Genomic DNA, 1,478 nt, shown 5'->3' on the forward strand with positions numbered 1-1,478 from the left:
GAGACCAGCGCGACGACCAGCATGTCCCAGCCGTAGGGAAGCAGACCGCTGCCGCCGAACTGCCTGCTGCCGACGAGCGAAAGGAGCGCCATGATCGGCAGGTACGCGCACAGCCACCATGCCGCCTTCAGATCCTGGCCCCAGCCTTCATAGCCCTGCTTGCCCTGGAAGTAGAAGTACACCGGCAGCGCCACGACCATCAGCAGAATGATTTCGCCGGTCAGCGGCCACTTTGCCCAGTACAGGATCATCGACGCACAGACGAATGCGAACGGCGCGATCACCTTCATGAACGGCACGCGCAGCGGCTGCTCGATGTCCGTGGCGGCGCGCTTGAGCGCCATCAGGCTGATCGGACCCGTGAGGTACGAAATGACCGTCGCCACCGAGATCACCGCCGCCAGCGAGCTCCAGCCGCGGAAGAAGAACATGAAGATGAACGAGACGAGCAGGTTGAACCACATCGCGTTGCGCGGCACGCCGTAGAACGGGTGCACGTTGCCGAACATCTTCGGCATCGTGTTGTTGCGCTCCATCGCGTAGATCATGCGCGAGGTCGTCGCCATGTAGGTCGTGCCGGTGCCGCTCGGGCTCACGAATGCATCGACGTAGAGCAGGATCGCGAGCCAGTTCAGGTTCAGCGCGATCGCGAGTTCCGCGAACGGCGACTTGAAGTTGAACGTGTTCCAGCCCTTCGCGACGTCGGCCGGATTGACCGCGCCGATATAGGCGATCTGCAGCAGCACGTAGATCACGAGTGCGCAGAGGATCGAGCCGATCACGGCAAAGGGCACGCTCCTGGCCGGATTGCGCGCTTCGCCCGCGAGGTTGATCGGGCTCTGGAAGCCGTTGAACGCGAACACGATGCCGCTCGTGGCGACCGCCGTGAACACCGCCGACCGGCCATACGGGGCGAACGTGGTCGTTTCGCCGAAATTCTCATGGTGGAAGCTTCCAGCCATCAGGCCGACGATCGTCAGACCCGGGATGATGAACTTGAAGATCGTGATCGCGCTGTTGGCGCGCGCGAACAGCTTCACGCCCCAATAGTTGAGCATGAAGTAGATGATCACGAGAATCGCGGAGAGCGCGAGCCCCGAATGGGTCAATGACCCGTCGACGAAGAGCGCGTGCGCCCACGCATAGGGCCAGGTGCTCATGTACTGGATCGAGGCTTCGGCTTCGATCGGGATCACCGAGACAATGGCGATCCAGTTGGCCCACGCGCTGATGAAGCCCACCAGTGCGCCGTGCGAGTAGCGGGCGTAGCGGACCATGCCGCCCGACTCCGGGAACATCGCACCGAGTTCGGCGTAGGTGAGCGCGATGGCCAGAATGACCACGGCGCCGATGATCCACGCGCAAACCGCCGCCGGACCTGCAATTTTCGCCGCCTTCCACGCGCCGAACAGCCAGCCCGAACCGATGATCGACCCGAGGCCGGTGAACATCAGCGCGAACGGGCCGATGTTCCGTTG

At 63.1% G+C, this 1,478-nt stretch carries 1 protein-coding gene; it reads right to left on the reverse strand.

The genetic code is table 11. The annotated features are described in order from the left end of the window. Positions 1-1,478: APC family permease (locus tag C7411_RS36785; RefSeq protein ID WP_181431425.1), on the reverse strand; the 1,478-nt coding region annotated here is incomplete at both ends.

Source organism: Paraburkholderia silvatlantica (assembly GCF_003096715.1).
Classification (GTDB): Bacteria; Pseudomonadota; Gammaproteobacteria; order Burkholderiales; family Burkholderiaceae; genus Paraburkholderia; species Paraburkholderia silvatlantica.